This window comes from uncultured Thomasclavelia sp. (assembly GCF_944324745.1).
Classification (GTDB): domain Bacteria; phylum Bacillota_I; class Bacilli_A; order Erysipelotrichales; family Coprobacillaceae; genus Thomasclavelia.
Genome location: NZ_CALUXO010000018.1, coordinates 30,105 through 55,872 on the forward strand (window position 1 = coordinate 30,105; position 25,768 = coordinate 55,872).

The 25,768-nt window shown below is 31.1% G+C and carries 31 protein-coding genes and 1 tRNA gene; 26 read left to right on the plus strand and 6 right to left on the minus strand.

Annotated features, from left to right (window positions below; genetic code table 11):
* Window positions 1-38: 38 nt before the first annotated feature.
* The 4 genes from Q0K54_RS01680 to Q0K54_RS01695 all read left to right on the plus strand — a co-directional run bounded on the left by Q0K54_RS01680 (window position 39) and on the right by Q0K54_RS01695 (window position 3,669).
* Complete coding sequence (locus tag Q0K54_RS01680; RefSeq protein WP_294578109.1) at window positions 39-1,031, plus strand: glycosyltransferase family 2 protein; 993 nt, start codon at window positions 39-41, stop codon at window positions 1,029-1,031.
* Window positions 1,032-1,347: 316 nt separating this feature from the next.
* Window positions 1,348-1,890, plus strand: coding sequence for a serine O-acetyltransferase EpsC (gene epsC, locus Q0K54_RS01685; protein WP_294578110.1), 543 nt, complete (start codon window positions 1,348-1,350; stop codon window positions 1,888-1,890).
* Window positions 1,862-2,461, plus strand: coding sequence for a phosphatase PAP2 family protein (locus tag Q0K54_RS01690; RefSeq protein ID WP_294578111.1), 600 nt, complete (start codon window positions 1,862-1,864; stop codon window positions 2,459-2,461). Before epsC ends, Q0K54_RS01690 begins: the two co-directional genes overlap by 29 nt.
* A gap of 95 nt (window positions 2,462-2,556) precedes the next feature.
* Window positions 2,557-3,669, plus strand: a complete 1,113-nt coding sequence (locus Q0K54_RS01695; protein WP_294578112.1) for an AI-2E family transporter — start codon at window positions 2,557-2,559, stop codon at window positions 3,667-3,669.
* A gap of 15 nt (window positions 3,670-3,684) precedes the next feature.
* Here the strand turns inward: Q0K54_RS01695 and Q0K54_RS01700 are convergent, their stop codons facing one another.
* On the minus strand, window positions 3,685-4,947 hold the full coding sequence (locus Q0K54_RS01700; RefSeq protein WP_294578113.1) for an aminotransferase class I/II-fold pyridoxal phosphate-dependent enzyme: 1,263 nt from the start codon (window positions 4,945-4,947) through the stop codon (window positions 3,685-3,687).
* A gap of 196 nt (window positions 4,948-5,143) precedes the next feature.
* Between Q0K54_RS01700 and Q0K54_RS01705 the strand changes: the two genes are divergently transcribed.
* From Q0K54_RS01705 to Q0K54_RS13755, 8 genes are all read left to right on the plus strand, one after another.
* Entirely contained in the window at window positions 5,144-6,157 is a 1,014-nt protein-coding gene (locus Q0K54_RS01705; protein WP_294578114.1) for an aldo/keto reductase, read from the plus strand.
* Window positions 6,158-6,214: 57 nt separating this feature from the next.
* Window positions 6,215-6,604 carry a MerR family transcriptional regulator gene (locus tag Q0K54_RS01710; RefSeq protein WP_294578115.1) on the plus strand — a complete coding sequence of 130 codons (390 nt, stop codon included), beginning with the start codon at window positions 6,215-6,217 and terminating at the stop codon, window positions 6,602-6,604.
* Between the two features lie 124 nt (window positions 6,605-6,728).
* Entirely contained in the window at window positions 6,729-7,058 is a 330-nt protein-coding gene (locus Q0K54_RS01715) for a hypothetical protein (RefSeq protein ID WP_294578116.1), read from the plus strand.
* A 92-nt stretch (window positions 7,059-7,150) separates the two neighbouring features.
* Window positions 7,151-7,324, plus strand: a complete 174-nt coding sequence (locus Q0K54_RS01720) for a hypothetical protein (RefSeq protein WP_294578117.1) — start codon at window positions 7,151-7,153, stop codon at window positions 7,322-7,324.
* A gap of 76 nt (window positions 7,325-7,400) precedes the next feature.
* On the plus strand, window positions 7,401-7,589 hold the full coding sequence (locus tag Q0K54_RS01725) for a hypothetical protein (RefSeq protein WP_294578118.1): 189 nt from the start codon (window positions 7,401-7,403) through the stop codon (window positions 7,587-7,589).
* Between the two features lie 32 nt (window positions 7,590-7,621).
* The gene (locus tag Q0K54_RS01730) at window positions 7,622-7,810 is read left to right on the plus strand and encodes a hypothetical protein (protein ID WP_294578119.1); all 189 of its coding nucleotides are present in this window, start codon (window positions 7,622-7,624) and stop codon (window positions 7,808-7,810) included.
* A gap of 128 nt (window positions 7,811-7,938) precedes the next feature.
* Window positions 7,939-8,067 carry a hypothetical protein gene (locus tag Q0K54_RS13750; protein WP_374011441.1) on the plus strand — a complete coding sequence of 43 codons (129 nt, stop codon included), beginning with the start codon at window positions 7,939-7,941 and terminating at the stop codon, window positions 8,065-8,067.
* A gap of 558 nt (window positions 8,068-8,625) precedes the next feature.
* Complete coding sequence (locus Q0K54_RS13755) at window positions 8,626-8,760, plus strand: tyrosine-type recombinase/integrase (protein WP_374011440.1); 135 nt, start codon at window positions 8,626-8,628, stop codon at window positions 8,758-8,760.
* 118 nt (window positions 8,761-8,878) lie between these two features.
* Here the strand turns inward: Q0K54_RS13755 and Q0K54_RS01735 are convergent.
* Window positions 8,879-8,953: transfer RNA gene (locus Q0K54_RS01735), tRNA-Arg, on the minus strand.
* A 234-nt stretch (window positions 8,954-9,187) separates the two neighbouring features.
* On the opposite strand from Q0K54_RS01735, the gene Q0K54_RS01740 reads away from it, so the two are divergent.
* The 10 genes from Q0K54_RS01740 (at window position 9,188) to Q0K54_RS01785 (ending at window position 18,478) form a co-directional block, all read left to right on the plus strand.
* Window positions 9,188-9,562, plus strand: coding sequence for a hypothetical protein (locus Q0K54_RS01740; RefSeq protein ID WP_294578120.1), 375 nt, complete (start codon window positions 9,188-9,190; stop codon window positions 9,560-9,562).
* Window positions 9,563-9,576: 14 nt separating this feature from the next.
* The gene (locus tag Q0K54_RS01745) at window positions 9,577-10,059 is read left to right on the plus strand and encodes an RNA polymerase sigma factor (RefSeq protein WP_294578121.1); all 483 of its coding nucleotides are present in this window, start codon (window positions 9,577-9,579) and stop codon (window positions 10,057-10,059) included.
* Window positions 10,052-10,783 carry a hypothetical protein gene (locus tag Q0K54_RS01750; protein ID WP_294578122.1) on the plus strand — a complete coding sequence of 244 codons (732 nt, stop codon included), beginning with the start codon at window positions 10,052-10,054 and terminating at the stop codon, window positions 10,781-10,783. The genes Q0K54_RS01745 and Q0K54_RS01750 overlap by 8 nt, the downstream gene beginning before the upstream one ends.
* Window positions 10,784-11,428: 645 nt before the next feature.
* On the plus strand, window positions 11,429-12,292 hold the full coding sequence (locus tag Q0K54_RS01755) for a diacylglycerol kinase family protein (protein ID WP_294578123.1): 864 nt from the start codon (window positions 11,429-11,431) through the stop codon (window positions 12,290-12,292).
* Between the two features lie 187 nt (window positions 12,293-12,479).
* Window positions 12,480-15,086: a cation-translocating P-type ATPase gene (locus Q0K54_RS01760; RefSeq protein WP_294578124.1), complete on the plus strand. Its 2,607-nt coding sequence runs from the start codon at window positions 12,480-12,482 to the stop codon at window positions 15,084-15,086.
* 364 nt (window positions 15,087-15,450) lie between these two features.
* A complete protein-coding gene (locus Q0K54_RS01765) occupies window positions 15,451-16,329 on the plus strand; it encodes a Fic family protein (protein WP_294578125.1) in 879 nt (292 codons plus the stop codon).
* Window positions 16,330-16,403: 74 nt separating this feature from the next.
* A complete protein-coding gene (locus tag Q0K54_RS01770) occupies window positions 16,404-17,774 on the plus strand; it encodes a UDP-N-acetylmuramoyl-L-alanyl-D-glutamate--2,6-diaminopimelate ligase (protein WP_294578126.1) in 1,371 nt (456 codons plus the stop codon).
* A complete protein-coding gene (locus Q0K54_RS01775; protein WP_294578127.1) occupies window positions 17,758-18,039 on the plus strand; it encodes a GNAT family N-acetyltransferase in 282 nt (93 codons plus the stop codon). The genes Q0K54_RS01770 and Q0K54_RS01775 overlap by 17 nt, the downstream gene beginning before the upstream one ends.
* The gene (locus tag Q0K54_RS01780) at window positions 18,032-18,196 is read left to right on the plus strand and encodes a hypothetical protein (protein ID WP_294578128.1); all 165 of its coding nucleotides are present in this window, start codon (window positions 18,032-18,034) and stop codon (window positions 18,194-18,196) included. The genes Q0K54_RS01775 and Q0K54_RS01780 overlap by 8 nt, the downstream gene beginning before the upstream one ends.
* Window positions 18,197-18,478, plus strand: a complete 282-nt coding sequence (locus Q0K54_RS01785) for a ParB N-terminal domain-containing protein (RefSeq protein WP_294578129.1) — start codon at window positions 18,197-18,199, stop codon at window positions 18,476-18,478. It abuts the gene before it with no gap.
* A 22-nt stretch (window positions 18,479-18,500) separates the two neighbouring features.
* Here Q0K54_RS01785 and Q0K54_RS01790 read toward each other — a convergent pair whose 3' ends face one another.
* The 4 genes from Q0K54_RS01790 to Q0K54_RS01805 are packed head-to-tail and all read right to left on the minus strand — an operon-like array spanning window position 18,501 to window position 22,958.
* Window positions 18,501-20,861, minus strand: coding sequence for a homocysteine S-methyltransferase family protein (locus Q0K54_RS01790; protein ID WP_294578130.1), 2,361 nt, complete (start codon window positions 20,859-20,861; stop codon window positions 18,501-18,503).
* Window positions 20,843-21,475 (minus strand): vitamin B12 dependent methionine synthase, encoded by a 633-nt coding sequence (locus tag Q0K54_RS01795; protein ID WP_294578131.1) that lies wholly within the window; start codon window positions 21,473-21,475, stop codon window positions 20,843-20,845. The genes Q0K54_RS01790 and Q0K54_RS01795 overlap by 19 nt, the downstream gene beginning before the upstream one ends.
* Window positions 21,468-22,358, minus strand: coding sequence for a methylenetetrahydrofolate reductase [NAD(P)H] (gene metF / locus Q0K54_RS01800; RefSeq protein ID WP_294578132.1), 891 nt, complete (start codon window positions 22,356-22,358; stop codon window positions 21,468-21,470). Before metF ends, Q0K54_RS01795 begins: the two co-directional genes overlap by 8 nt.
* Window positions 22,359-22,412: 54 nt before the next feature.
* Complete coding sequence (locus tag Q0K54_RS01805) at window positions 22,413-22,958, minus strand: DUF1836 domain-containing protein (protein WP_294578133.1); 546 nt, start codon at window positions 22,956-22,958, stop codon at window positions 22,413-22,415.
* Window positions 22,959-23,084: 126 nt separating this feature from the next.
* On the opposite strand from Q0K54_RS01805, the gene Q0K54_RS01810 reads away from it, so the two are divergent.
* The 4 genes from Q0K54_RS01810 to Q0K54_RS01825 all read left to right on the plus strand — a co-directional run bounded on the left by Q0K54_RS01810 (window position 23,085) and on the right by Q0K54_RS01825 (window position 25,757).
* Window positions 23,085-23,741: a hemolysin III family protein gene (locus Q0K54_RS01810; protein ID WP_294578134.1), complete on the plus strand. Its 657-nt coding sequence runs from the start codon at window positions 23,085-23,087 to the stop codon at window positions 23,739-23,741.
* Window positions 23,742-23,907: 166 nt separating this feature from the next.
* A complete protein-coding gene (lspA, locus tag Q0K54_RS01815; protein ID WP_294578135.1) occupies window positions 23,908-24,393 on the plus strand; it encodes a signal peptidase II in 486 nt (161 codons plus the stop codon).
* A complete protein-coding gene (locus Q0K54_RS01820; protein WP_294578136.1) occupies window positions 24,380-25,300 on the plus strand; it encodes an RluA family pseudouridine synthase in 921 nt (306 codons plus the stop codon). Before lspA ends, Q0K54_RS01820 begins: the two co-directional genes overlap by 14 nt.
* A complete protein-coding gene (locus Q0K54_RS01825) occupies window positions 25,290-25,757 on the plus strand; it encodes a dCMP deaminase family protein (RefSeq protein ID WP_294578137.1) in 468 nt (155 codons plus the stop codon). Before Q0K54_RS01820 ends, Q0K54_RS01825 begins: the two co-directional genes overlap by 11 nt.
* The last annotated feature ends 11 nt before the right edge of the window (window positions 25,758-25,768 follow it).

Here is a 25,768-nt window from a genome sequence, read left to right on the forward strand (position 1 = left end):
TTAAATATGTTAAGATATATTTATTAGGGGGATTTTCAATGAAAATATTAACAATTTGTATTCCATGTACTAATGCAATCAATTATATGCATAAAGCTTTAGGGTCTTGTATGATTTTAAAAGATGATTTGGAAATTATCATTATTGATAATAATTCTACTGATGAAACTTATCAGGCGGCGTTAGCATATCAACAAGACTATCCTGAAACATTTAAAGTTATTAAAAATACGGAAAATGAAGATATTATCGCTCTAGCATATCGTCATGCCACTGGTTTATATTTTAAGGTTTTAGACAGTTATGATTGGGTAGATCGAGCCTCATTAGTACGAGTGGTCGAAACTTTACATGATATTATTAGAGTGCAAGCTAATTTAGATGTAATTGTCACTGATTATTGTGCTTTTTATGAAAAGAAACCACGAGTTGTTTCTTATCGTTCGGTTTTTCCTAAAGATAAGATTTTTGGATGGCATGAAATTAAGCATTTTAAGAAAAAACAGTATTTATTAAGGTCATCATTGATTTTAAAAACTAGGATCGTTAAGGAAGTAATTGATAATTTTTCATTAGGAGCTACGTTTCCTCTAGAAATATTAGCTTATGGACCTTTACCATATTTAAGATCATTTTGTTATATTGATATGCCACTACATTGTTTTGGGAGAAATCCATTTACTAATATTTCCATTGATACCTTTAAGCAAATGGATTTATTAAAAGTAGCACGGTTATATTTTGATTATTATGATATTTATAGTTTACGTTCACGTAAGCAAAGAAATTATATGATCAAGTATTTATCAATGGTAACTTTAATTGTCAGTGCTTTGCTTAGTCTTGAGGGTAATTTAGAGAGTATTCAAGATAAGGATGATTTATGGAATTATTTAAAATATACTAATGCTAAGTTGTATAAAGAGCTAAAAAAGACGTCTTATGGTCGTTTAGCAATTGTAGAAGGGCGTTTATCTAATAATGTGATTAAGTTGGCATATGATTTGATATTAAAAATTTATGGGATTTAATTGTATACATATTTATGATTTTAGTTTAAATGTTTTGGAATTTCCTAAATTAAGGAAAGAAAATTAGTTTTTTCAATATTTTTTGTTGACATTTTCTTAGTAATGGATATAATCTATTTATAAATCAGAAATGGTTTATAAGTAGGGGAAGAAAGATACACACTATAATAGTATCTAATATTAATAGACAGGACTTGTTGGGGGATGAGTTCTGTTTTATTTTGGCCTAAAAATAATTAGCATGATTGAATAAAATATACTATATTAGTTGCAATTTTCTTAAAATATCAGTATATTAACAAAAAGGGGTGAGATTATGAAGAATAAAAGTTTGATCAGAAAAGTTATTGAAACTGATCCAGCAGCACGATATGCTTTAAATGTTATTATCAATTATCCAGGGGTACATGCGATGTTCTGTTATCGGATCAATAACTTTTTGTGGACTAAGTTGCATTTGAAATTATTAGCGCGTTTATTAAGTCAAATTGCAAGATTCTTTACAGGAATTGAAATCCATCCAGGTGCGACAATTGGGAAAAGATTATTTATTGATCATGGCATGGGCGTAGTAATTGGTGAAACAACCATTATTGGCGATGACTGTGTTTTATATCAGGGAGTTACTTTAGGTGGTGTTGGTACTGGTGAACATAAAGTAAAACGCCATCCAACCTTATTAAATAATGTAATGGTCTCGGCAGGGGCAAAAGTAATTGGCGATGTAACGATTGGAAATAATACCATTTTAGGAGCCCAAACGGTAGTTTTAAAAGATGTACCTGATAATTGTACGGTAGTCGGTGTTCCAGCTTTTATAGTTAAGGAAAATGGTGTCAAAGTTAAAAAAGAATTATAAGCAATATTTATTTTTAATGCCACTTATTTTGTTTATCACCGATTATTATTTAATGATAAATGGTCATTTACAAAAAATTGATCATCTGGTTTTTGTAATTTTAAGAACATTAACAAGTGATATAGTTACTATATTTTTTATTTCAATAACTCAGTTGGGGAGTTTGTTTGGGATTTTGATCGTCACTGCTGGAGTCTTTTTATTTAATCGTAAACTGGCACTTACCTGTTTACTTACTGCTTTATTTACTCAAGGATTAAACCAGGTCTTAAAAGTGATTATCCAACGTCCTAGGCCAGAGGTCATGACATTTATTCATGAAAGTAACTATAGTTTTCCTAGTGGCCATGCAATGGCAGTCACTTGTTTATATGGGATGTTAATATATTATTTTTATCATAGTAATTTTAAATATCGGAAGTTGTTGATAGCAATTAGTGTGGTGATTATTACTTTAGTATCACTGAGTAGAATTTATTTAGGAGTGCATTATTTTAGTGATATTATTGGTGGAATTTTATTATCTATTAGTTTAATATTATTTATTATTCATTGGCCTTCTTTATTTTAAAGAAGGTTTTTTTGAATTTTTAAGCGCTTAATTTTAGTCAAAATATGGGATTAATTGTGTTATAATTAAAGTAGTTTTTAAAGGGGAGAAAATAAATGCAAAAGACAAAATTAAAGCAATATAGTATAATATTAATCTTAGGGATAATATTGATAGTGATTTTTAAAGTGTTTGATCCATCGTGGTTTACAGTTGTCTTGAAAGCATTTTATCCAGTTATCATAGGGGCAACATTGGCATATATCTTATATCCACTAGTAAAGATATTAGAGAATTGCTTTAATAATAATCAATCTAAATTTATTAGTAAACATAGTCGGGTAATAAGTATTTTAATTGTTTTCTTGGCATTGATTGTTTTATTAGTTTTGTTACTATACTGGTTAATTCCAGTGATTATGAGTTACATAATTGAATTAATTAATAATATTGATTATTATTATTTTAATTTTAAAACGACGATTAATCAAACTTTTAATGATCCGAAGATAACTGAAACGATTATTAAAGTTAGTGACAGACTAGTTAATTCAATAAAAAGTTTATCAGCTAATGATTATTTACGAATGATTGCTTTTGCCGGAAAGACCGGAAGTACTTTACTTACTATTTTAATGGGACTGATTTTTTGTCCTTATATTTTGATTGAAAGCAAGAAGTTATTAGGTATTTTTGATCGATTAATGTTATGTTTTATAAATCATCATAAATTGGATTTAATTCATCATTATGCTTATAAATCACATAAAATCTTTGGTGATTTTATTTATGGGAAATTTATTGATTCGGTAATTATAGGTTTAATTGCTTTAGTTGGTTTTTATTTCATGAATCTACCATTTTATCCTTTATTAGCCTTTGTAGTATTTATTACCAATATTATCCCTTATTTTGGGCCTTTTATCGGTGGTATCCCGGTTACTTTTGTGGTTTTCTTGATTGAAGGTTTGATGCCAGGGATTGCTACGGGAGTTTTTATCTTTGTATTACAACAGTTTGATGGATTATTCTTAGGACCACATATCTTAAGCGATACTGTAGGGGTTTCTCCATTTTGGATTATTACTTCAATAACAGTTTTTGGAAGTTTGTTTGGATTTTTTGGAATGCTGCTTGGAGTACCGATGATTTGTGTTATCAGAATGTTTTTTAATGATTTTATTGCTTATCGTAAAAAGATTAATGCCTATGATAAATCAACGAAATAAAATAAGCGAGATTATTTATTTCTCGCTTATTTTTTCAATTGCAGCTAATTGCACACAGATAGTCAGCAAAGTAGCGGCTTTATTTAATTCTTCTACAGTTGGAAAAGATGGTGCTATACGGATATTTTGATCTTGAGGATCTTTACCATATGGGAAAGTAGCTCCAACATTAGTAAGAGTTACGCCACCTTCTTGACATAATTGCCATACTCGTTTAGCACATCCTGGCATTACATCCAGACTGATAAAATAACCACCATTAGGTTTAGTCCATGTAGCAATCTCCTTACCACCTAATTCAGTTTCTAAACAATTAAGCACAGCATCAAATTTTGGCTTTAAAATTTTAGCATGTAATTGCATATGCTTTTTTAAATTAGCGACATCTTTAAAGAAGACTAAATGTCGTAATTGGTTCATTTTATCTTGTGAGATTGATTGAACTGATAAACGTTTTTTAATATCAGCAATATTATTATCGCTGGCAACTAAACATGAAATACCACTTCCGGCAAAAGTAATTTTAGATGTAGAAGCAACCATAATAACTAAATCTTCGTTATTATATTTTGGTAATTCGTCAAATATATTTAATAGCTGGTCACCAGGTGATGTTAGATCATGAACACAATAAGCATTGTCATAAATGATTCTAAAGTCTTTAGCAGCTGGCTTTAAGGCTGCTAGTTCTTTGATAACTTGATCACTATAAGTAATACCAGTTGGATTAGAATATTTAGGAACACAAAACATTCCTTTAACCGATTCATCTTTAATATATTCTCTAACAGCATCCATATCTGGTCCTTCATCGTTTAAAGCGATGGTAATCATTTCAATGCCAAAATATTCTAAGAAAGCAAAATGGCGATCATATCCAGGTGCTGGACATAAAAATTTAACTTTATCTAATTTTGACCATGGAGTATTGTTTAAAATTCCTGTGGCCATTGCTTGTGATAAATAATCAAACATTATAGTTAAACTTGAAGTTCCACCGATGATAATGTTATCAGCATTAACTTGAAGCAAATCACTAAAAAATGCTCGTAGTTCTTTTAAACCTTCAAGGCCACCATAATTACGGCAATCTACACCACCACAGATATATTCTTGACAATTAAGTAAATCCATTGATAAATCTAATTGATCGCTTGATGGTTTACCACGTGACATATCTAATTTTAAACCTTGCTGTTTAAATTCATTGTAACGTTTTTCTAATTCTATTTTTGCATCAATAAGTTCTTCTTGATTCATTTGCGAAAATGCTTTCATGACAGTCCCCCTTATAAATATATGTAAGTCGTAAGTATTGTAACCATTATAGTTCTTTTTTTCAAGATGAATACTTAAATTTAAAGGAATTTCTTGAAAAAAGATTGACTTGAAGTTAACTACAAGTATTAAAATTAATTTATTAGAAATAGTAATCTTGACAGAAATAAAGGACTTAATTAAAGGAGGTAGCCAGGTGAAAACAAAAGTTTTAGGTAAAGATTTTAAAGTGTCCGCAATTGGTCTAGGATGTATGGGGATGACCCATGGGTTTGGAGATGCTGCTAATCCTGATGAAATGATTGAAGTAATTCGTGGAGCTTATCAGGCTGGAATTACAATGTTTGATACAGCTGAATGTTATCAGGGAGTTGGAGTAGATGGCCAAATTTTGTATAATGAAGATTTAGTAGGAACAGCTTTATCAATCTATCCTCGTGATAGTTACCAAATTGCAACTAAATGTGGTATTAAAGTAGTAAATAATGAACAAGTTTTAGATGCAAGACCTGAGGTGATTAGAGCTTCATTAGCTGGTTCTTTAAAAAGATTAAAGACAGATTATGTAGATTTATATTATTTACATCGAGTTGATCCAAATACACCAATTGAAACAGTGGCTATGGTAATGAAAGAATTAATGGTTGAAGGAAAAATCAAGCATTGGGGATTAAGTGAAGCGGGAATCGAAACCATTAAAAAAGCCCATGCTATTTGCCCTTTAACGGTTGTTGAAAGTGAATATTCGATGATTTTTAGAGAACCAGAAAATAATGGTTTATTAAAAACACTACAGGAGTTACAGATTGGCTTTGTTCCATTTGCTCCGCTAGGAAAAGGTTTTCTAACGGGAACAATTGCCAGTAATCAAAGTTTTCCTGTTAATGATACACGCAGCAAACAGCCACGATTTAAAAAGAAAAATATGCAGGCCAATCAGATTCTGATCGATCTAATAGAAAAAATAGTTACAAAGAAACAAGCCACTCCAGCTCAAATTGCCTTGGCCTGGGTCATGGCACAAGGAGATTATATTGTTCCTATACCTGGTAGTCGTAAATTGAGTCGAATTAAAGAGAATATTCAAGCTACGGAAATTAAATTTACTGCTCAAGAATTGTCTAAAATCAAAGAAGCATTAGACAAAATGGAATTACAGGCTTTACGTTGGGATCCTGATTCAACTATGGCTAAAAGAGTCGGGCGCTAAAATCAATTGCCGGATTAATAAAACTGCTCTATAATATAACTAAAAGAGGTGACAAAGATGACAATTGCAGAAGTAAGTAAGAAGTTTGATATTAGTTCTACTACTTTAAGGTACTATGAAAAAATTGGATTGATGAATCCTGTTCATAAAAATTCCAGTGGTCATCGTGATTATCAGGAAGCTGATTTTCGGCGGATTAATTTTATTAAGTGTATGCGAAAAGCTGGAATGACAATTGAACAGATAAAATTATATGTTGATTTATTTAATGAAGGCGAACATACTATTCCCAAACGTAAAGAAATTATGATTGAACAGTTAGGTAATCTAGAAGCTCAAGTTCGTGAGTTAGAGGATGTCATCAGCTATTTAAAAAATAAAATTGAAAATTATGAAAATACGCTGGTAAAAAGAGAAATGGAACAACGTCATCATCAAAGAGGATAAAAAGTCAAATCTCGTAGAATAAAATAGTTCTACGAGATTTTCTGTGTTATAATGGAGTATATTAATACAACAGATACGTAGTGATAGATAATGATACAAATAGTTGAAAGGTGGAGGTAATTTTATGCGGATTTATTTGATTATCGGGATCGTAGTAGTAGTTATATTATTATTGCTTTTAATTATTTTTTTAAGAAAAAGAAATCGACGCCCAAAATATTATATATTGATTGTTAATTTTGATGATGGATATTTTTATGATTTAGCTGCTGATGAACGGTTTAATAAATTAGCCAGCTTTGAAAAAAATGGGGATGGATTTATTGCTAGAACGCATTTAAATGAAGTTCAGTTGAAAAAAGAAATTGGTCAGATTTTAGACATGGATCTGGCAAAAGTACACGTTATTATTAAAAGATGGTGGCTAAATCGCAATCAGGAAGATTTTATGTAAGGCATGAAGCAATTCATGCTTTTTGTATTTGTTAAATTATTTACTGGTTTAGATAGTTAAAATTTGTCAATACATTTAATGGAGGCGATGAAATGATCGATCAAGTTAAATTATTGGCAGGAGCCCAGGATATAAATGGGATTTTTTTACCTATAGATGAGATTTATATTTTAGTATCAACTGGTTATACCCATAGTATTTTAGAAAATCGAGTTCGAAAACAATATTATGTCAACAATAAATACATTGATTTCAAGTCTGAGTAGTCAATCAGACTTTTTTATCTAAAAACAACTTCCAATAATGAAAGTTGTCAGTATCATAACAGGGAGGTGATTAAAAATGATTGATCCAAAAGATTATCCATTTCATGTTAAGTGGCTTGGTGGGATAGAAGAATTTGATGATTATATTAACTCATGGAAAGAAGCCGCACCGTGGGATAATGAAAATCACATAAAAGAAATATTAGATGGAGAAGAACAAGCACAGGTTAGTATGTCTATGTGGTCCAACCCATATATGCGATAACCAATAAAGTTTAATATAAGGAAGTGTTTTAAATGACTGAAAAAGAAAAAGAACAAGAATATAAAAGATTGTGTATTAAATTAGGTTTTATTCCGTCAGAATATGAGCCTGATACATCAAAAGGTGTTTTTGAAGACGGCAATATGTATAATCCATTTAAAAAATTAACGTATGATGAATTAATGTTTTTATATGATAACGGTTATTTAGATAAAAAATAAAACTCCGGTTATTCATAATTAAGCCACCAATAAAGGAGTGATAAGGTCATGAGTATAGAAAATGACCTAGTAAGAAGAAAAAAGCCGTTATGTCTTTGAGATAAATTTTACCTATAAATGTTAATGGTATTACCAGGCGGTATTGGAAATCAGGCTTTACTACTAAAAAAGAGGTTCAGGAGCACGAGACACTGATCAGGGCTGAGGTTAAGGAAAAAGGCACGATGAAAAAAGATAGTCTCAAGATCCTTGATTGATGTCTATCAGTAATTTTTAGACTTTGGAGCAAGTCAGTACCAGGAAAATACTATAAAAAATATAGTTAATTATCACTATTTCAAAGTTGTACTTATCAAAATGCTTGATTATGCCTCGCTACAGGGCTACTTCAATATGGTATTGAGACAAATAAAAACATCAGGAAAGCACTAAATTGCATTATAAAATACACTTTTAAAGTTGGTTATATTAGTAACAATCGTAACTGTCACTGGTAAGGAAAATGCTGGAAACGTTGATAAAATACTTGATCAACAAGGTGTTTTGATTTTGGTAGATGCTCTTATAGATAAAAGCATTTTTGACCTGGATAATGATATTATTCATGCAGATAAAAAACTAATCTGCAAAGAATTAAAGAAAAAAGACTTTAAAATTTCCCATGAATGAAGTCCAAAAATCTAATTCCCCTACCTGGTATTCTTAAAGATATTATTAACGGTTTATGGTCAATCCATCTAACAAGGCTATTTGCGACGTAGAGGGCTTTGTATGGGCATAGATTAGAATACTAGATATTTCTTTTAATTTCTTATATGCTAAGACATACCTATGTTACAATGCTGGTAATTAATATTGTTGATTTAAAAACTGTGCAGGATTTAATGAGACATAGTAATATCAATACTACTATGAGCATTTACACGCATATTAAAAAAAGCATTAATTAGAGGTTAGTATTTTTGAAAAAAATGTGGTAAAAACATCAGATAAACAAAAAGCCCTCAACTAGAATTGGCTCTAGAATGAGGGTTTCAAGCAATTTTATAAACTTTATAGATTTATATTTGGCATCCCTAGTAGGAATCGAACCTACAACTTAACCTCCGGAGGGTTACGTGATATCCATTTCACTATAGGGACATTTCTTGATTAGTATAACATTTATTTTAATAAAAATAAATAACAACTGAATAATTTTTTTATTTTATCAAAGAAAAAAGTATAAAGCTAAATGAAAAAAGGGTAGGCTAATTAAAAAAATCATGCTATGCTATTTTTAATAAAAAAGTTAATAAAAATGAATGGATTTTGTTGCTTCAATCGTATTATTAGTGAAAAGAGTTAGATTTACTAAATAATCGAGGAGGGATTTTGATGAAAAAAATTATTATTAGTTTATTAACTGGAATTGGATTGTTAGGATTTGGAGCCAATGTGATCATGGCTGATGCACCAGCTAACAGTAGTACTAATCAAGGAGGTACTGCTACGGTAACTGAAATTACTGGTACTAATTGCAATCATGTTGATAGTGATGGAGATGGTATTTGTGATTATTGCCAGGCAAATTGTGGAAACAGTCAGGAAAATTATCAATGTAAGCATCATGATGAAAATGGTGATGGTATTTGTGATAATTGTAATGAAAGTTGTCCTCACTATGGCAATACTGGCACTACTACTAGTTCAACTAGCTATGGTCATCATGAAAATGGACATAATGCAAGACACCATGGTAATCATCATTAATAAAGGCTAGTTTAATGCGTAGTGAACATGAATTGAATCGGGTTATTGATCAATACGGTGATACTGTTAGACGAATTTGTCTGCTTTATTTAAAAAATGAAGCTGATAGTGAAGATATTTTTCAAACAGTTTTTTTGAAGTATGTTACTAGTACCACTAAATTCGATAGTTCGGAACATGAAAAAGCCTGGATTATTCGGGTTACTATCAATAACTGCAAGGATTTACTTAAAAAGTTTTTTCGTCGAAAAACAGTGTCACTTGATGATTTGATTGAAAAACCCAGATCTTTAAGTGATGATCATCGTGAAGTGATTGAAGCGGTGTTGTCGTTACCGCAAAAGTATCGAGATGTTATCTATTTACACTATTATGAAGGTTATACAGCACCAGAAATTAGTCAAATTCTTGGTAAAAATGTTAACACTGTTTATACACTCCTGACTCGTTCCAAGAAAATGCTGCGAGAACAATTAGGGGGTGATTATGATGGATAAAAAGATCCAAGAAGCTTTTGACCAGATTCAAGTTGAAGATCGTTTAAAAGATAAAACTAAAGCTTATATAGTAAAACAAACCAAGAATTATACTAAAAGTAAACAATTTCATTTTTATCGTTTAATTCCATTAGCAGTATCTTTGATATTACTGATAATTGGTGGGTATTGGTTATATTTTGTTCCAACAGTAGCTATCAGTGTTGATATTAATCCGTCAATTGAACTAGGTATTAATCGTTTTAATCAGGTTGTTTCTGTTGATAGTTATAATGATGATGGTAAGTCATTATTAGAATCATTGGATCTTAAATATCGAGATTATCAAGATGCGATTGATTCAATAATCAATAATGATCAGGTCATTGCTTATTTATCTAATGATGAAGTGATGACAATTTGTGTTATAGGTGATGAAAATAACCAGTCTAATCAAATTTTATCGAATCTTGAAACAGTTACTAATGATCAAAGTAATACTTATTGTTATCATACTAATCATCATGAGGTTAATGATGCTCATGAATTGGGATTGTCGTATGGTAAATACCATGCATATTTAAAACTTCAGGAGTTGGATCCTAGTATTACGATTGATGATGTTCAAAATATGTCAATGAAAGAAATTCATCATTTGATTGAATCACTTACATCAAGTAATGGAAGTGCTGAAAGTGGCGAAAGTAGTGAACATGGTCACCATCATGGTCAACACCATGAATAAAAGGATTTTAACTAAAATCCTTTTTTGTAACATAATAAATCGATATTGACTAAAAAAATAAAAAATCCAGCAATATTTAATCAATGATGTATCAATGATCTTTAAATAACCGGCTCCAATGATCATATCACAAATCAGTAATAGTAAAAGAGAAATAAAAAGATGATCTTTATTTTTATAAGCAAAAAATAAATTTAGAAGACTGTAGGAAAGATAAATAAGCGCTAGAGCTATCAGTGGATCAACTATTAAAAGAATACATAAAATAAAAGGAAAATATTGCTGGTAGTTTAATAGTTTTGAATATTGAATCTGAACCAAAATAAAAAAGAAAATACCAATAGTGTAGTGATGAGTAAATAATAATAGATAATCACCAATTAACATGTAAAAAAATGTTTTTATCATCTGAATATTTTTGATAGTGTAAAAACTATAGATTAAATGAACGATCGTTGTCAGCAGTTTAATGCTGTTGCTATCTTTATTGAGAAAATCGAAAATGATAAAGATAATAAAAAGAATGAAATTTAAAACGAGCATTTAACCACCATTATTAGTTTGAGTTTTTTAGTAAGATATAATCAAAAAGAGTGTAGTAAATTAGGATAATTTGATAGAATATAGATAACTGGGGGAAAAGTAATGAAACATATTTTTATCATCAATCCTAATAATCAAAGTAAAATAGAAAATATAATCGTAAAAGTGATGCAAGGATATCAATATGAAATCAAGTATACGCAATATCCACGACATGCTACTAAAATAGCTTCTAATTATTATTCATGTCATTATCGCATTTATGCAGTTGGTGGCGATGGCTTGATTCATGAAATTGTTCAGGGACTAGCTGGCAGTGATAATGAGTTAGTGGTAATTCCCATGGGTACAGGCAATGATTTTATTCGTACGATTGCCAATAGCCATGATCCACAATTGTTATTAGAACAATCATTGAAGCTAAAAGCTCAGCCGATTGATTTGATACAAGCTAATGATATTTATTGTATCAACGTTCTTTGTTGTGCTTTTGATAGTGATATTGCCAATAATGTCCATAATTATAAACAAATCAGGCTGTTACCACGTTCTTTACAGTATGTCAACGTTTTATTACATCGGGTTTTTAAATATCATCTTTCTTTGACTAAAGTTAGTTTAAATGGGGAAAAATTATATGAGAACAAGCTGTTGTTAGGAGCGCTTTGTAATGGACAATATTTTGGTGGTGGCTTTAAAATTGGTAAATATGCTAATGTTCAAAATGGTCTAATTGACATTAATCTTGTACCTAAATTACCAGGTTATAAAATTTCTTATTATCTTTCATTGCTACTAACTGAAAGACTTGAAAAAGGAAAATTGTATTATCATAATCAATTAGAAAGGGTTACGCTTGAAAGCTGGCAGGAAGTTAATATCGATGGTGAAGTTTATCCTCCAGGCACTTATCAATTGAGAATTGTTAAAAATCAGTTAAAAGTTGTCTTATTTACTAAAAATTAATTGACTTTCGTAACTTTTTGGATTATTATTACTGCTATAAAAGGGAGTAGCTGACACAATAGTGTTTACGATTTCGTCAATACGATGATTTATCATCCGGAACGTGATTAAACAGCGAGACTTTTATTGCAAAAATCGATGCAATAAAAGTGCTCGCTTTTATTGTGGAAAAAGAGGAGAAATGAAAATGAAGGCTTATTACAACGAGAGCAAAACGGAAGTTAGAAAACGTGTTAATGGGTCGTTAAAACCATTGACAGACCAGCAAGTTAAGGCTAATCAAGAAAAGTACGGGTTAAATGAGCTGGTAGAAGCAAAAAAGAAAAGCTTATTCAAAGTTTTTCTAGAACAGTATCAAGATTTTTTAGTTATTATTTTAATTATCGCGGCGATTATTTCGGGGTTTTTAGGTGACTTTGAAAGTACGATCGTAATTTTAATCGTTATTACGATCAACGCCATTTTAGGAACTGTTCAAACAGTTAAAGCGGAACAGTCATTAAACAGTTTAAAAGAATTATCTTCACCAAACGCTAAAGTTTTAAGAAATGGACAAATCATTGAGATTCCTAGTAAGGAAGTAACTATTGGTGATGAAGTTCATCTAGAAGCTGGTGATTTTATTCCAGCAGACGGTCGTATTTTAGAAAATGCTAGTATGAAAGTTGACGAAAGTGCTTTAACTGGTGAAAGTGTGGCGGTTGAAAAAGACACTGATGTAATTGAAGGAGAAGTTCCATTAGGTGATCGAACTAACATGGTTTATTCTGGAAGTTTTGTTACTTATGGACGGGGTACTTTTTTAGTAACTGCTATTGGTATGGATACTGAAGTTGGTAAAATTGCGCAATTATTAAAATCAACTTCTGAAAAGAAAACACCATTACAAGTTAACTTAGATAATTTTGGTAAAAAATTATCAATTATCATTATCATTTTCTGTGCTATTTTATTTGGAATTAATATTCTTCAAGGTGGTAATCCTGGAGATGCCTTTATGTTTGCAGTTGCTTTAGCTGTAGCTGCCATTCCGGAAGCATTAAGTTCAATTGTTACGATCGTGTTATCATTTGGAACCCAAAAGATGGCTCGTGAAGGGGCAATTATTCGTAAATTACAGGCTGTTGAAGGTTTAGGTAGTGTTTCTATTATTTGTTCTGATAAAACTGGTACCTTAACTCAAAATAAAATGACAGTTGAAGACTACTATGTCGAAGGTCAAAGAATTCCAGCTGATCAAATTGATCCAAATATTCCGTTCCATAAAGACTTAATACGTTTAAGTATTTTATGTAATGACTCATCTAATGTAGATGGAAAAGAAATTGGTGATCCAACTGAGACAGCGTTAATTAATTTAAGTCAAAAATTAGGTGTTCCAGCCAGTAGAGTTCGTGGTGTTTATCCACGTTTAAGCGAATTACCATTTGATAGTGATCGTAAAATGATGTCAACTTTACATCAATTAAAAGATGGTTATACTATGATCACTAAAGGTGCGGTTGATGCTTTAATTGATCGTGTAAAATATATTCGTAAAAATAATCAAGATGTTGCTATCACGGATCAAGATAAAGAAGATATCTTGAAAATGAACTTGGAGTTTTCTCAAGGAGGACTTCGGGTCTTAGCGTTTACTTATCGTCGTTTTGATGAAGAAAAAAACTTAGATTATGATGATGAAAATGATTTAACTTTCTTAGGGTTGATTTCAATGATGGATCCACCTCGTGAAGAAAGTGCTGCTGCGGTTGCTGAAAGTAAAATGGCTGGTATTACACCAATCATGATTACTGGAGATCATAAAATTACAGCTGCTGCTATTGCTAAAAGAATTGGTATTTTAACTGATATGTCACAAGCTGTCGAAGGTAGTGCTATTGATAATTTAAGTGATGAAGAATTACAAAAATTTGTGGAAGATAAACGCGTTTATGCTCGTGTTTCTCCAGAACATAAAATTAGAATCGTTCGTGCCTGGCAAGATAAAGGTAATATCGTTGCCATGACAGGGGATGGTGTTAATGACGCCCCAGCTTTAAAACAGGCTGATATCGGAGTAGCTATGGGAATTACTGGTAGTGAAGTTTCAAAAGATGCTGCTGCCATGGTTTTAACTGATGATAACTTTGCTACAATCATTAAAGCAGTTGAAAATGGTCGTAATATTTATGCCCATATCAAAGATGCAATTCAGTTCTTATTATCTGGTAACTTTGGAGCAATTCTAGTTGTTTTATATGCTTCACTTTGTGCTTTACCAGTTCCATTTGAACCAGTGCATTTATTGTTTATCAACTTATTGACTGACAGTTTACCTGCAATTGCTTTAGGTTTAGAGCCACATAGCAGCGCTGTTATGAAAGAAAAACCTCGTCCAATGAATGAGTCAATTCTAACAAAATCATTCTTAACTAGTATTGGATTGGAAGGTTTGGTTATTTCAATCATGACAATGATTGGCTTTATGATTGGTTACCAGGAAAATGCTGTTTTAGCTAGTACAATGGCTTTTGGTACTTTATGTTTATCAAGATTAGTTCATGGATATAACTGTAAATCAAAAACACCAGTATTGTTCAAAAAAGGTTTCTTTAATAATATCTATTTACAAGGGGCTTTCTTAATTGGCTTCATATTAATCACAAGTGTTTTAGTTATTCCATTCTTTGATACAATGTTTAAAGTACAAACTTTATCATTACAACAATTTGTGCTTGTATTTGGTTTAGCTTTAGCTAACTTACCAATTATTCAAATTCTTAAATGGATTAGAAGTCGTTTTAGTAAATAAGGAAAGATTTTAAAAGTCTTTCCTTTTTATTTTGAATTGATGGTTGCCGGCAATCTATTTATCAATTTGTAAGGAATGAGGATTTTTGGTATACTAATATTGCATATAGTTTTATCAAATTATATGCATATATGTAAAGACAGAAAAAGCTAAATATTGTGATTGATTTTTTGGATAATATATAAAAGACTGACTGACCATATTAACTGACTATGTATTTCATAAAAAATCTTTCCGATAATTATTTATACACGAACATAACATTAATATTTGGCTAAGTTTTCTGTCTTTTTCTTTAAATATTAAATAATTAACGGATATATATGTAAAATCATTTTATTCATAATGAAAAGAGGAATTAAATATGGATGTTAAAACAAGGATATCTAATCTTAAATTCGACGATATGACTAAAGATGAAACTATTAGAGTGATTCGGTTACTTAAATCAGCATTATTACAACAAAAAAATGAAAAATATGATCCCTTTAATGTATATACTATTACTCAGAGTGAATTTACCAACAATTCTTTGGGCATCGAAAATCCAAATTTCTCCATAAATAAGCAGCAAATTAGTCGTATATATGAAGATGGTTATTTGTATGATTGTAATAAATATCTTAATATTCAAACAGTTGAAGAAATAACCGGTCATTATCTTTTATTTAATGAAATGCTGGATACTTTAAATGATGAACTTAGTCAAGAGTTAATCAAAAAATATCATTATATTTTCAAACATGATGTTTTTATTGAAAGGGTTAATGGTCATCCGTGTGGTGAATATAAAAAGACTGATAATAATACTAAAACTGAACAGTTTGTCAAACCAGCTAAGGTAAAAAAAACGATGCAAGAGTTAATCGATTGGTATAATAACCAGCCAAAGGATTTATTAAGGATTATCCGTTTTTTGGTTGAATTTGATAAAATCCATCCTTTTTATAGTGGTAATGGAATTATAGGAAGAATGCTGGTCTTTAAAGAATGCTTAAAAAATGATATTTTTCCAGTAATATTTAAAGATGAATCCCCATTTAGTGCAATTAATTATCATGAAAACATGAAATCAGCAAAAGAGCAAGATAATTTACTTATTTTGCAGATTGGTTTCGGTTTTGCTGCTAAAAAATATCAACAACAATATTTTGAATTGATTCAATCATCTTTATCTGAATACCAAACAAGCCAGGCTGCCAGCAAAAGTTATGCACCAGCTGAAAAAAAAGATAAAAATTAATCAAGGATTGACCGTAACTTGGAATTGGTGTAAATTAAACATCGTATAGTATAAATAATATCGAGGTGGAAATTGTGGAAGTAGCATTAAAAACAGATTCAAGAAAGGTAAAACCGGGTGATACCTTTATTGCCATTCCTAATGTGGTAAGAGATGGTCACGACTATATTGAACAGGCAATAAAAAATGGTGCGGTTAAGATAATTTGTGAACATGGCAGTTATAGTGTAGAAACTCAAATTGTTCCTAGTACCCGTAAATATTTAAAAGATTATCTGTATCAAAATTATTACCCATTAATTAAGGATATGAAATTAATTGGGGTAACTGGTACTAATGGTAAAACAACAACTTGTCTAATGATTTACCAAATCTTAACGATGTTAAAAGTAAAAGCGGCTTATATGGGAACGATTGGTTTTTATTATGGTGATGTTAAAAAGCCGATGGCTAATACTACGCCTGATGTTGATGTTTTATATAATATGTTATTAGAAGCTAAAGATCATGGAATTGAATATTTTGTAATGGAAGTTAGTTCGCATGCTTTAGATATGGACCGGATTCATGGTTTAGAATTTGATGAAGTAGCTTTTACTAATTTAACTCAGGATCATTTAGATTATCATAAGACTTTAGAAAATTATGCTAATGCTAAGCAAAAATTATTTAAAAAGACTCGTCATCAAAAGATTGCAGTTATCAATGGAGATGATCCGCATTTTCAACATTTTGTTTTAGAAAATAATCATAATATTATTATTAGTGAAACAAACGGGGATTTAACCATTGAAAATATTACTTTTAGCCATTTGGGTACCAGTTTTAGTTTTAGTTATGAAAACCATCAATATCAAACAACATTAAATATGGTAGGTCGTTATAATGTTTATAATTACTTAACGTCAATGTTGTTAGTTCATTGTCTAGGGTTTGAAATTGATCAGATTTTGCAGCTTAATGATCGTTTGAAGGCACCAGCTGGACGAATGGAATTGATCAAATATCAAACCAATAGTATCTTTGTTGACTATGCTCATACACCTGATGCAGTCTTAAATGTTTTAAATAGTGCTCAAGAATTTAAAATCGGACGGATAATTACTATTATTGGCTGTGGTGGTGATCGTGATCCATTAAAACGGCCTATTATGGGCAAAATTGCAGTTGAAAATAGTGACTATGTTATTTTTACCAGCGATAATCCCCGCAGTGAAGATCCGTTAAAAATTTTAGATGATATTACCAGAGAGTTAACTGGAGATAATTACTGTATTGAAGAAGATCGGGCAAAGGCAATTAAACAAGGAATTGATTTATTACATGATAATGATATTTTGATGATTCTTGGTAAAGGACATGAAGATTATCAAATTACTAAAGCTGGTAAACATCACTTCAGTGATCAAGAAGAGGTAGCTAAATATCTTGAACAAAAAAGTTAGGTTAATGACTATTGAAGACTACCAATCAGTTTTTGATTTATGGCAACAAAGTAAGATGGTTGGTTTATGCTCTCTAGATGATAGTTATGAAGGTATTTACAAGTTTTTAAAACGTAATCCCAGCAGTAATTTTGTAGCTTTGATAGATGATCAATTAGTTGGAGCTATTATGAGCGGTCATGATGGTCGTCGCGGTTTTATTTATCATTTAGTAGTGGCTCAAGATCATTCACGTCAAGGTATTGGGCCGGGAGTTAGTGTTTAAATGCCTGGAGGCTTTAGAGAAAGAAGAAATAACTAAAGTAGCAATCGTTGTTTTTAAAAATAATGAAAATGGTAATGCTTTTTTGCAGCATTTAGGCTTTGAATTACGGGATGATTTAGTGTATCGAAATATTAGTATTAATCAGGAGAATAATTAAATGCGAATTCATCAGTTAGATATAAGTGAAATAAAGTTTGAGCGGAAAACTTATACGGATAGTTTATCAGCTTCAATCAAACGAATTGGATTATCTTTTCCAATCAAAGTAAAATTTGAAAATAATCAGTATTATTGTGTTGATGGTCATAAACGTTTAACTGCCATCAGTGATATCGATGATGATAATTTATATACTAAACGTCGTAAAGTCAATGTCATCATTACCAATAATGGTGATTTACGGTCTAATGATTGCTGGCGTGGTCGAAATATGCATTAAAGACGAGGGAAACCTCGTCTTTTTAATCAATAATTCGATTTAATAATTCTACAGCGTCCATAGCATCTTTAGAATAATAATCAGCATTAATTTCTTTAGCATAATCTTCAGTTAGGACAGCACCACCGACAAAGATTGGACACATACCATCAATTTCTTTTAACATGGCAATTGTTTTTTCCATTGAAGCAACGGTTGTTGTCATTAAAGCACTTAATCCAATTGCTTTTGGATGATATTGCTTATAAGCTGCCACGATATCTTCTGGTGGTACATCCTTTCCTAAATCGATTATTCTATAACCATAACTTTCTAAAACGACCTTAACGATATTTTTACCAATATCATGAATATCACCCTGGACCGTAGCCATGATTACTGGCCCTTTAGCTTTTGAAGATTCATTAAAAGTTTCTTTGATTACATTAAAAGCAATTTTCGATGTTTCAGCGGCTTGAATTAACTGCGGTAAAAAGATAGTGTTGTTTTCATATTGAACGCCAACTTTATCTAAAGCTGGAATTAGAATCTGATTGATTACTTCTAAACCGTCTTTTGTTTCTAATTCTTTTTTAGTTGCTGCTGTTACTTCATCTTTTAATCCCCGAATGATAATATCTTCTAAATTGAATTCAAGGGTAGTTTGTGGTGTTTTATTTGTTTGATTAGCTTGTCGATTGATATAAACAGTTGCATCGTGGTCATAATTATATAAAACATTAAAGGCATCAATAGCACTCATCAATTCTTGATCGAGTGGATTAATAATTGGTAAATCTAATCCTGCAGTCATCGCCATTGTTAAAAAGGTCTTATTTAATAATGGACGATTAGGTAATCCAAATGAAACATTGCTGACTCCAAGTACTGTGTGCACCCCTAATTTTTCTTTGACCATTTGAACAGCTTTGACAGTTTCCATCACTTCTTTTTGTTGAGCTGAAACAGTTAATACAAGACAATCGATAATGATATTTTCTTTACTGATACCATAATCAGCAGCAGTCTTGATAATTTTTTTGGCAATTTTGAAACGATCTTCAGCTAATGGTGGAATACCATTTTCGTCTAAAGTTAATCCTATAACAACACCACCATATTTTTTTACAATAGGAAAAATAGTTTCCATTGTTTCCATCTTCCCATTTACTGAATTAATTAATGGCTTTCCATTATAATAACGACAGCCCTGTTCAATAGCGGTAACATTGGAACTATCGATTTGCAATGGTAAAGAAACAACTTCTTGAATTAACTTGATAACTTTTTTCATTGTTGCTGGTTCATCAATTCCAGGCAAGCCAACATTGACATCTAAAACATGGGCTTTAGCTTGATCTTGTTTGATTGCTTCAATAACTAATTCATCATAATGCTGTTGCTTTAAAGCTTCCTTTAATTTTTTCTTCCCAGTTGGATTTAAACGTTCACCGCAAACAACAACATGATGGCCAAATTCTACTGTTTGGCTGCCACTGGACACTCGAGTGGCGATAACAGGATTTGTAGTAACTGGTTGATCAGGTAAAGCTTGTTTTAGTGCTTGAATAAATTCTGGGGTAGTACCACAGCAGCCCCCAACGACTCTAACACCATTATTTACATGTTTAATAGTTTCGTTAACGAATGTCACTGCATCCATATTGTAGCAGGTTTTTCCAGCTACAAGACATGGTAAACCGGCATTTGGCTGGACAATTACTGGGACAGTAGCCGTGGATAAGATTTCATTGATAATTGGGGTTAATTCAACGGGTCCTAATGAACAGTTTACCCCTAATGCGTCAACATTTAATCCTTCTAGGACATTTACCATTGTTAGTGGATCACAGCCTGATAAGGTTCGTTGGTTACTTTCAAAAGTCATAGTGACAAAAACTGGTAAATCGCTGTTTTCTTTAACCGCCAGAACTCCAGCCTTGACTTCATAAATATCAGTCATAGTTTCCAGCAAGACTAAATCAACTTTATCTTTGGCAATCAATACTTGTTCTTTGATAATGTCATAAGCCTGATCAAAGGTTAAAGTTCCCATTGGCTCTAATAGTTGACCAATAGGTCCAATATCCAAAGCAATATAACATTGATCTTCTAAATGGGCTTTTTTTCTAGCCGCAATTGCATTATCAATGGCACTGTTGATAATATCTGATAATTCATAGGGAGCGTCTTTCATTTTTAAAGCGTTAGCTCCAAAAGTATTAGTGGTAATAAAATTGGCACCAGCTTTTAAATATTTTAAATGAATTTCTTGAATTAATTCAGGCTTGGTGATATTTAAACATTCAGGAATATCACCAGCTTTCAACCCAGCTTCTTGAAGCTGGGTTCCCATCGCTCCATCAAAAACTAATATTTCTTTTTTTAATCTATCTTGTAACATCTTTGCCCTCTTTTCCGATATTGACAGTTATCTTTTAAATAGCAGCTAAAACAATGTCTCTTTTGCTGCTGGTTACCAATTCCAATTAAGCCAATCATTGATTTTTGTGGCAAAAGCAAACAATCAGGTAAAACTGTTAAACCAATATGCTTATCACACTGTAATGCTTTTGCTAAAGGTCGATTCAGTTCTATCGGTACATTACCATAGCCTGGACAAAATCTAAACGTATGTAATCCAAAGTTTTGCTTTGCTTCAAATTCATCGCATTTAGCTTCGAGATAACTGCTGGCAACTGCATCAAGAATCGTCATTTTAGTAAGATCGATAATACTATAGTATTTTAACTTTTTATCCAATTCTAGACCTAGAGTACAGGCAATAACAACGACCTGATTACAAGAGTCAAATAAATCAATTAAATCAGGATAATCAATTGTTAAATCTAACTCTTTGATAGTTAATGGCTGATGGCTTAAAGTAAATATCTGATACATAATTTTTGGAGAAAACTGAGTAATTTCTTGTAAACATTCATTTAATAATTGCTCAGTTTGGTTGTCAATTTTTTGATTCTGGTAACCAAGATATTTTAAAGCATTTTCTTTAATCATCGATAAATTCCTTAAAAATATTTTCAGTTCTAAGTAATATTTCTTTAACGATTTCAGGACGATTCATTGTATATAAATGAATACCATCAACCCCATTAGTAATTAAATCAATAATTTGATTGGTAGCATAGTTTAAACCGACTTCACGCATTGCTTTAGGATTGTTTCTAAAACGTTCCAAAGAAGCTGATAAGGTATAAGGAATATTGCTGCCACTTAATTTAGCCGTATTTAATAAAGAACGGCTATTAGTTGCCGGCATAATTCCGGCGATAATTGGTACATTTATTCCGCGTAATCGAGCTTCACGAACTAGTCGGTAGTAATAATTGTTATCGTAAAATAACTGTGTAATCAAATACTGGGCTCCAGAATCAATTTTCTTTTTTAAAGCATCTAAATCAGCTTCCAAAGAAGGTGCCTCTTGATGGACTTCTGGATAACAGGCTCCACTTAAACAGAAAGTATCGGGATAATTTTTTGTGATAAATTCATTTAATTCACTGGCATATTTAAAACAGTGCGGAGCGGTCTGGGGATCATAATCTTTAGGATAGTCTCCACGCAAAGCTAAGATATTTTCAATCTTATTTTCTTTTAATTGATTTAAAACCTGAGTTAATTGTTCAGGAGTGGCATCGATACAACTTAAATGAGCTACCGGTTCAACATCATAATCACGTTTAATTTTAGAAACGATTTCGACAGTGTTTCTAGTAGTTGAACCACCAGCACCATAAGTAACCGAAATGAAATCAGGCTTTAACTTTGCCAGTTCATCTATGGTTGCATAAATAGAACTAATATCACCATCATTTTTTTTAGGTGGAAATATTTCAAAAGATAATGTTGGTTTTTTCATTAATTTATCAATAATCTTCATCTTTGTTTCTCCTTGAATTTATTACGTACATTATAGAAAATAGCGTCTTTTTCGTCAACTGTCTTCTTCAAAGCAGCTATCGATAATTTTAGCCGCCATAACACTAAACTGATTAGAATAATAGGCTAGAACTAAAATTAGAATTAGTCGTTTTTGATCATCTTCGATATCTAGTTCATAGTTGGAAACTATGTTTTCAAGCATAGTTTTAAAATTTGATTTTTGTTCATTTTTTATCTTAAGAAAATAATTATAAATAGTTTCTAAATCTTGATTATTTTCATATACTGGTGTTAACAATTGTTTAATTTCTTGAAGCGTAATTGTATTTTTTAAATTATAGATCAGTAACATGGCAATAATTTGTTCTTTGGAATATTTTTTTCCTTTTACCGGTTTGATGATTCCCGCTTTAGAATAGTTATTGATCATGGTTTTGGTTAATAGTTTATCATCTTGATGTCGTTTGTTATCAGTTAGATTATTTTCAAATAAAGTCATGATTTGATCCATATATAAATCTAGGGTTGGAATATCTTGACTGTTTAAATCGCTTTGATTGATTGTTTCTTCAAGAATAGTCTCAAGTTTTTTTACCATTATGTTCACCTCATGTTAATTTTATCTTAATTTATTAGATGATTCAAGATATGGTTGACATTGATATAAATAATGGTATTATTATCATACAATATAGTTTTAAAAACTACATTAGGAGGTTTTGATATGAAATTTTTTAAGAACGCTATGGATCCTGTTAGCAGTGAAACTCATTTTATTGGGGCAATTCTTTCATTAGCTGCTTTGATTGTGATGATGATAATAGCCATTATTGAAGACTCTACTCAGTTTACTAAAATTGGAATTATTGTTTTTGGGATTTCATCAGTTGCATTATATACTGCAAGTACTGTTTATCATTATTTTAATGGGAATCCTGATAATAAAATAAAGTTATTTTTACGAAAATTAGATCATTCAATGATCTATGTTTTGATTGCTGGAACTTATACACCATTTTGTTTAACTTACTTAGACTATCCTCATAGTATCTACTTTCTTGGAGTAATCTGGTCAATTGCTTTGATTGGAATCTTAATCAAATTATTTTGGATCAAAGCACCACGAATTCTATCAACGATATTTTATTTATTGATGGGCTGGGCCTTGATTTTTGATTTTCCAGCATTTTTAAATATTCCATTAGGATGTTTAGCTTTAGTTGCTTGTGGCGGTATTAGTTATACAGTTGGGGCAATTATTTATTTAATTAAAAAACCCAACTGGTTTAAAAGTTTTGGATTCCACGAATTGTTTCATATCTTTGTTATGATTGGTTCTGCTTTCCATTTTGTAGCCGTTATTGTTTATGTTCTGTTTTAATTTTTAAATCTATAAATTATGATTAAAAAGTTAATTTTAAATTAACTTTTTAATTTTTTTACCTAAAATACTAATAATTTACTTGAATTAAGAATTCTTATTATTGGCATTTTACTTTATCTTGTGGTTATTTTTCAATTATTGTATAATATTTTTGGGTGATATAATGAATTTAAGAAAAAGAGATAAGTTTATATACTTGATTACGATGATCGTGATTCTTGGGGGAGATCAGTTAACTAAACATTTAGTTTCATCGTCAATGCAATTAGGACAGTCTCATGAAATAATTGATAATCTGTTTTATTTTACATATGCACAAAATACGGGGGTTGCCTGGGGAATGTTTGCTGGGCATTTGAGCATTTTTATCATTATTGCTTTAGTTGCCGCAATAGTGATAATTGCTTTTTTTAGAAAAACAGGTGAAAATGATGTTTTAACTCGTTATGGCTTGGTCTTAACTTTTGCTGGATTAGCGGGGAATTTAATTGATCGTCTATTTTTTGGTTATGTTCGTGATTTTATTGATGTAGTGATTTTTGGTTATAATTTTCCGATTTTTAATATTGCTGATATGGCAGTAGTAATTGGAGTTGCTTTGATTATTATTGAAATTGTAATTGAGGAGTATGTGCATGGAAAAGATTAATTTTATTGTGGAAACAAATAATCAGCGTCTTGATAAAGTAATTGCACAACAATTACCTGAAATTTCACGGACAAGAATTCAAGAAATGATTAGCCAGGGACTAGTTTTAGTTAATGGTAAGGTTGAAAAGGCTAGTTATAAAACTAGAATTGAAGATCAAATTGAAATAACTTTAAAGGAAAATACAGATTTGGATTTAGAACCAGAAAATATTCCTTTAAATATTGTTTATGAAGATAGTGATATCATTGTTGTTGATAAACCAAGTGGAATGATCGTTCATCCTTCACCAGGTATCAATCATGGTACATTAGTTAACGCTTTATTGTACCATTGTAATGATTTATCAGGAATCAATGGGGTAAATCGACCTGGAATCGTTCATCGAATTGATAAAGAAACTAGTGGGTTATTAGTAGTAGCTAAAAATGATCATGCTCATAAAATTTTGTCACAACAATTAAAAAATCATGATATGACAAGAAGTTATATTGCTTTAGTTCATGGATTGATTCCTCATCAATTGGGAAAAGTTGATGCTCCGATTGGTCGTGATAGTAAAGATCGTCAAAAAATGGCGGTTACTAGTCATAATAGTAAACATGCAGTGACTAATTTTAAAGTGTTAAAAAGATATCGTTCTATGAGTTTAATTGAATGTCGTCTCGAAACTGGACGTACTCATCAAATTAGGGTTCATATGAGCTATATCGGTTATCCAGTTTATGGGGATCCTAAGTATGGATGGCGCAAAGATGATCAAACATATGGTCAGTTTTTACATGCTAAAAAGCTGGGATTTATTCATCCAACTACTAATAAATATATTGAGTTTGAAAGTGAATTACCGGATTTCTTTCAAGAAAAATTAAATCAATTGCAGGAGGAATATGAATATGCCAAATAAAGTTATCAATTGGACGCAGTACTTTATGGGAGTTGCTAAACTATCGGCTTTTCGCTCTAAAGATCCAAACACTCAAGTAGGTGCTTGTATTGTCAATCCTGATAATAAGATCGTTGGAGTAGGGTATAACGGGCTTCCATGGGGATGTGAAGATAATGAGTTTCCTTGGGAAGTAAGAGAAGGGGAACTATATGACACTAAATATCCTTATGTTGTTCATGCGGAACTAAATGCCATTTTAAATAGTACTAGTAACTTAAAAGGATGTCGTATTTATGTTTCATTATTCCCTTGTCATGAATGTGTTAAAGCGATTATTCAAAGTGGTATCAGTGAAATTATTTATGAGGATGAAAAGTACAAAGGTACTGATAGTGATCGAGCTGCTAAAAGAATGTTAGATGCGGCCGGGGTCAAATATACCAAAGTGCCACCATTTACTATTGATATAAGATAAGACAGCCTGGC